Source organism: Protofrankia sp. CiP1_Cm_nod3 (assembly GCF_982290655.1).
In genome coordinates, this window is record NZ_CEVIVD010000013.1 from 16,108 (window position 1) to 22,608 (window position 6,501).

4 protein-coding genes are annotated in these 6,501 nt (G+C 74.8%); all 4 read left to right on the forward strand.

Annotation, left to right across the window (positions count from 1 at the left end):
- Positions 1-288: 288 nt before the first annotated feature.
- Positions 289-456 (forward strand): Sp36 family protein, encoded by a 168-nt coding sequence (gene sp36 / locus AC5LUJ_RS04900; RefSeq protein WP_250286423.1) that lies wholly within the window; start codon positions 289-291, stop codon positions 454-456.
- Positions 453-950, forward strand: coding sequence for a RidA family protein (locus AC5LUJ_RS04905; RefSeq protein ID WP_250286425.1), 498 nt, complete (start codon positions 453-455; stop codon positions 948-950). Before sp36 ends, AC5LUJ_RS04905 begins: the two co-directional genes overlap by 4 nt.
- A gap of 388 nt (positions 951-1,338) precedes the next feature.
- A complete protein-coding gene (locus AC5LUJ_RS04910) occupies positions 1,339-2,259 on the forward strand; it encodes an MBL fold metallo-hydrolase (RefSeq protein WP_250286428.1) in 921 nt (306 codons plus the stop codon).
- A gap of 427 nt (positions 2,260-2,686) precedes the next feature.
- A partial coding sequence (locus AC5LUJ_RS04915) for a tetratricopeptide repeat protein (RefSeq protein WP_493464525.1) occupies positions 2,687-6,501 on the forward strand: 3,815 nt, incomplete at its 3' end.

The window sequence follows — 6,501 nt, forward strand, 5'->3', positions numbered from 1 at the left end:
GGTGCGGGCCAGGTGCGGGCCAGGTGCGGGCCAGGGCGGCGCGGACGCCGCAGGGCCGCCGCGCCATCCGCCCCGCCCGCGGCCCGGCCACCAGGGCCGCACACTTCCTCCCGGCGATGTCCTCCAGGCTGCTTCAGACGGCCGGGCGGAGCCTGCCAAGCGCCCGTCAGACGAGCCTGCGAGCCCCCTTCGGGCCGGTCCCGCGCGTGCTCCCGGCGTGGGCGCCGAGAGGCACGCCGTGGACGTCGTCACGTGATCCTCGGCCGCGACGCACTATGGTCACAAGTCATGCAGACCTGGGAGTACGCGACAGCGCCGGTGCTGATCCACGCGACCAAGCAGATCCTCGACAACTGGGGGGCGGACGGCTGGGAGCTGGTCCAGATCGTCCCGGGGCCGAACCCGGAGAGCCTGGTCGCCTACTTCAAGCGCCCCAAGGGCGAACCGGCGAGGTGAGCGCCGTGACAGCCGACGCGGCGACCCCGTTGCAACGCCTGGCCGCGCTCGGCCTGACGCTGCCCACGGCCCCGTCGCCGGCGGGCGCGTACGTGCCCGCCCGGCGGCACGGTGACCTGGTGTGGACGGCCGGACAGCTCCCCCTGGTGGACGGCGTCCTCGCCGCGACCGGGCCGGTCGGCGAGGCCGCCGACGGCGGCTCGGTGCCGGCGGAGCGCGCTGCCGACCTGGCCCGGATCAGCGCCCTGAACGCGCTGGCGGCCGCGGCCGCGGTGGCCGGCGGCCTGGACGCGATCACCGGTGTCGTCAAGGTCGTCGGGTTCGTCGCGAGCGTGCCCGCGTTCACCGGCCAGCCGGCAGTGATCAACGGTGCGAGTGACCTGTTCGTGGCGGTGTTCGGTGACGCCGGACGACATGCCAGGTCCGCGGTCGGGGTGGGTGTCCTGCCGCTGAACGCTCCGGTCGAGGTGGAGATCGTCGTCACCGTCAGCTAGCCCTTGTCGGGGAACCGCGAACGGACGGCGTGCACGCGGGCCGCCGTCCAGCTGTGGATATATCCAAACGATAACTGTCCACCGGCGGCTGGTCATCGAAAAACGGCTGTATACGGGCCTTCGAACGAGACGCAGCTCACAGCTGGCCGCGACCGCCGACATGGTGCGCGAGCCGGGGCGGACAACCTACTGTCTACGGCAGAACTACTGTCTACGGCAGAACTAGCCGACTCGACGGTCGGGCCGGTGGGCAGCCCGAGCCAGCGGGCAGTCCGGTGGGCCGTCCGGGCAACGAGCGGGTGGAGTGCCGGGCCACCCGCGCGGCAGAGCATCGTCCGCTTCGGAACCTGGTGAGTGACCTGTGGGGCATACGAGCGTTACGGGCGGCGTGCCCGGCCCGCGCACGGCGGCCCCGGCGGAGGGCGGCCCGCCCGCGCCGCGGCAGGTGACCCTGCTGGCCTCGCTGCTGCTCGCGCCCAACCCCGGCCCGATGACCCTGGACGGCACGAACACCTGGATCCTGCGCGCCCCGGGCGCCACCGGCTGCGTCGTGGTCGACCCCGGCCCACCCGGCCCCGGCCATCTCGCGGCGATCGTCGCGGCCGGGCCGGTCGACGTCATCCTGCTCACCCATGGTCATATTGATCACAGTGAGGGTGCCGTGCCGCTGCACGAGCTGACCTCCGCGCCGGTGCGCGCCCTTGACGCCGCCCACCGGCTCGGCGACGAAGGGCTGGCCGAGGGCGACGTGATCGCCGCCGCCGGGGTGGAGATCCGGGTGCTGGCCACCCCCGGCCACAGCAGCGACTCGCTGTCGTTCGTCCTCACCGACGACCGGTGGACCGGCACCGGCGGCACCAGCGGCACCGGCGGCGTCAACAGCGGCGCCAGCGGTCACGACGTCCCGGCGCCCACCGCGGGAAGCTCGGTCCTCACCGGCGACACGATCCTCGGCCGGGGCACGACCGTGGTCGCGCACCCCGACGGGCAGCTCGGCGACTACCTGGCCAGCCTGCGGCGCCTACGCGAGCTGGGTGACGCCATGGTGCTCCCCGGCCACGGGCCGCATCTGCCGGCCGCGGGCCGCGCCGCGGCGGCGTACCTCGCGCACCGGGAGGCCCGGCTCGACCAGGTCCGGGCGGCCCTCGCCGCCGGCGACAGCACGGTCCGTCAGATCGTTCAACGGATCTACGCGGACGTCGACCGTGCCCTGTGGCCGGCCGCGGAGATGTCCGTCCGCGCCCAGATCGAGCACCTGCGCCAGCGGCGGGAACTGCGGACCACACCGCTCGAGCTCCCGCTCGCATAGGCCGCCGTTCCGGCGGCGGAGACGGCCTTCCGGCCGCGTCCACAAATCATGATCGCGTCGACGGCGGGACCCGCACGAACACGAAAACATGATCGCATCGCCTTCGGCCCCGCCAGCCCACGCACCTCCGGTGATGCGAAAACATGATCGCATCGCCTTCGGTGGGGAGGGTAGAGCCGGCCGGATTCTGGACATCCCACACCGCCCTCTTCCTTCCTGGAAACCGTTAAGATCAGCACGAACAGAAGATCTCGTACGGTTGGCTTATGCTCGCGGCCGGGAGGCGACCACCCGTGCGCAACGCTCCGGATATATCCGACCACGTCAAAAGGGTCCGGTCCTGGATACCGTGCCGGCAGGCCCGATACACCGGGCAGGCCGGCCGGACGTCATGGCCAGGCTCTGACTCCGGCTTCAGGGCGCCCCAATGATCACATCTCCCCTCGGTGGAACGCTGCGCTGCCCGCGGTGCGGCACTCCCGCCGTTCCCGGTGGACGGTTCTGTTTCCACTGCGGGCTGCCGTTGCAGACCGAAAACGGCATGGGCACCGACGAGGGCGCCGAACGCCGGGTCGTCACCGTCCTGTTCGGCGACCTCTCGGACTTCACCGCGTGGGCGGAGGACCTGGATCCCGAACGTGTCGGCGAGGTCACCGACCGGGTGCTCGCGGCCCTGGCCCGCGACGTCGCCGAGGTCGGCGGCCGGGTCGACAACCTCACCGGCGACGGCATCATGGCCGTGTTCGGCGCGCCGACCGCGCACGAGGACGACCCGGAACGCGCCGTGCGCGCCGCCGCCGCCATGCAGGAGACCGTCCGCCGGCTCGTCACCGACGAGGCCGGCGGTGGCCGCCACCTCGGCCTGCGCGTCGGGATCAACACCGGGGAGGTGCTGGCCGGCGTCCAGGCGTCGCTGACCTACACGGTGATCGGCGACACGGTGAACACCGCCGCCCGGCTGTCGGACGCCGCCGCGGTGGGCGCCGTGTACGCGGGCCACGACACCATGATCGCCACGACCTCGGTGGCGACCTGGCGCCGGCTGGCCCCGCTGAAGCTCAAGGGCAAGCGCGAGCCGGTCCCCACCTACGAGCTGGTCAGCCTGCGGCCGTCCAACGTCGCCCGGCCCGGGCACGGCGACGACGCGCCGTTCACCGGGCGCGACCAGGACCTCGCGGTACTCGAGTCCGCCTTCCGGGACGTCGTCGCGCACGGCCAGCCGCGGACGGTCGTCGTCACCGGTGAGGCCGGCATCGGCAAGACCCGGATAGCGGTGGAACTGGCCCGCCGGGCGGGCGCGGCGCAGGACGCGAGGGTGCTGTGGGGCCGCACGGTCCGCCACGGTGACGGCCGGGACCTCGCCCCGCTCATGGACATCGTGCGCACCGCCTGCGGGGTCGGCGAGGGCGACAGCCCGGACCGGGTCGCCGAACGGGTCCGGCGCACGGTCAGCCGGCTGGAGCACCCGGCAGCGCGCACCCGCATCCCCGGCGGCGTGGCCGACAAGCTGCTCGCCCTGCTGGGTGTGCCGCCGGAGGGCCGCTCGACGGTGGCCCCGGACATCCCGCCGGGGGACCCTGCCGGGCGGGAGAACCCGGCCGACGATCCCGCCGTCCGGGCCGTCGACGCGATCGTCGACGACGTGGCCGTGCTGCTCGGCGGCCTGTCCAACGACGGGCCGCTGGTCATCGTCCTGGACGACCTGGAATGGGCGACGACCGCGCTGTGGCAGGGCCTGCGGCGTTTCGCCGGCAGGCTGCGCGGGCCGATACTGCTGATCATGCTTGACCGTGAGGTCCCGTCGCTGGCCGGGCTGCCCAACGCCGAGTCGCTCGCGCTCGCCCCGTTGGCGGAGTCCGCCTCGGCCAGCCTGCTGCGCGACTATCTCGGCGGCGCCGAGCTGGACGAGACCGCCCGGGCCGCCCTGCTCGCGCGGGTCCACGGCAACCCGTTCTTCCTCACCGAGCTGCTGAACCTGCTGGTGGACCGGGGCATCCTGCACCGCGGCGGCGCGGCCGGCGCGGCCGCCGCCGGCGCCGGCGCCGGTACCGATGTCGGCACCAGCGCCGGCGTGGCGGGGACGGAGCCGCTGCCCGGCACCACGTCGAACGGCGTCGCGCCGGACACGGGCCCGGCCTCGGAAATCCTGCGTCCCCCGGCCCACCCGGCCGGCACCCAGCAGTGCGCCTGGGTGCTCGAGGGATCCCTGCCCGAGACCACGCTGCCGGCCGGTGTGCAGTCGGTGCTGGCCGCCCGCATCGACGATCTCGACCCGATCGCGAAGGCCGTCCTGCGGTCGGCGTCGGTGCTCGGCAGCCGGTTCCCCGCGGACGCGCTGCCCGCGCTGGAGGACCGTCGCGGCGAGCAGGTGCACCGGGCACTGGAAACCCTCACCGAACGCCAGCTCCTGCGGGCCCCGCATCCCGGGGAGCCGATGTGGACGTTCGTGCACCCGATGGCCCGGGACGTCGCCTACGCCGGCCTGCCCAAGGTGGAGCGGGCCCGCCGGCACGCCGCGGCGGCCCAGTGGGGGGTGGAGTTCCTCAGCGGCTCCGAGGCGGAGGTCGCGGCCTTCGTCGGCCACCATGCCGAACGAGCCCACGACCTCGCGGCGTCGATGGCGCTGGCGCCCACCGATCCGGCCTGGTCGGCGCGGGAGCCCGGGTTCCACGCCCTGGTCCGGGTCGCCCGCTCGGCGCTCGCCCGCGACGACCACCGCAGCGCCATCGATCTGATCACCAGCGCACGCCGGCTCGGCCGGGGGGTCGTGGGCGAACTCGACGATCTGGGCGCGGTCGTGCTGCAGGCCGAGGCCCTGGCGTCACTGCGCCGGCTGGACGAGGCCGAGCGTGTCCTGCGGCCCGCACTGCGGGTCACCACACCCGAGCTGCGGGCCGCGGCGTACCGCATCCTCGGCGACCTGCGGCACAAGCAGGGCCGGGACGACGAGGCCGCGACCGCGCTCGTCACCGCGCTCGAGGAGGCTCAGCGTGCCGGCAGCGACCGGGTGGTCGCCGCCACCCTGCGCCAGCTCGGCCTGCTGGAATACGCTGCCGGCCGGGTGCGCCACGCCGAGAAGCGGTTCACCGACGCGCTGGCCCTCGCCCGTCGGGTCGGCGATCCCAGAGGGGTCGGCTGGGCCCTCCAGCACCTCGCCTGGAGCGCGACCACCCGGGGGGACTACCCACGTGCCCAGGAGTACCTCCGGGACGCCTCCGAGGTTTTCAGGCGGCTGGACGACACCGGTGGCCTGGGCTGGTGCGCGGGCACGGAGGCGCTGGTCTGGCTGCTGTCCGGCCAGCTCAGCCGGGCCCGCCGGCTCGCCCGCGACCTGATCGAGATGGCCGGGTCACTGGGTGAGGTGTGGGGCCTGGCCGTGTGCCTGACGATCGACGCGGTCGCCGCCGCCGAACTCGGGGACATCACCGAGGCCGAGGCCGAGGCCGAACGGGCGGCGGGGCTGTTCGAGGCGACCGGGGACACCTGGGGTGTCGCGCTCACCCTCGTGGCCAGGGGCCTGGCCGCGCGGGGCGCCGGTGACCCCGAGCGCGGGGCGGCGCACCTGCACAACGCCCAGGCCGCCGCCGACCAGGGCGGCCATGCCGTCGTCGGCGCGCTCGCCATGGTGCTGCTGGGGCTCACCCGGCTCGACGCCGGGCTCCTCGACGACGCCGAGCAGGCCGCGGACCTGGCCATGCGGGCGCTGGACAGCCTCGAGCTGCAGCCCCACGCCCAGCTCGGCGCCAAGGTGCTGGCCGCCCAGGTCGCGCGGGCCAGAGGCCGCCTGCAGGAGGCGATCCACCTGCTGGAGACGGCGCTGGCCGCCGGCGAGCCGGCCACCCTGCTCTTCCCGCGCCGCCAGGCGTACGCGCATCTGGCCGGCACGCTCCTCGACGCCGGCCGGCCGGCCGAGGCACTGGCGGTGGCCCGGCGCGCGGTCGAGGTGGGCGCCGAGGACGTCCGCGCCCAGGTCCTGGCATGGCGGGCGCTGGGTACCGTGCTGGTCGCGAGCGGCAAGCCGGCCGAGGCCCGGGCCGCGTACGAGAAGGCGCTGGCCGCCGCGACCGCGACGGAGGCGGTGAGCGAGGCCGCGCAGACCCGCCGGCTGCTGTCCGCGGTTCCCGACGGCTCGTGGCCGGTGGGCCCGAAACCGGTGAACCTGCCAGGGGTCGCCGACGTCCGGGTGACCCGCCCCGCGACGGGCCTGCCGGCGCCGGGCGCCGCGCCCTCGACGGTGGCGTC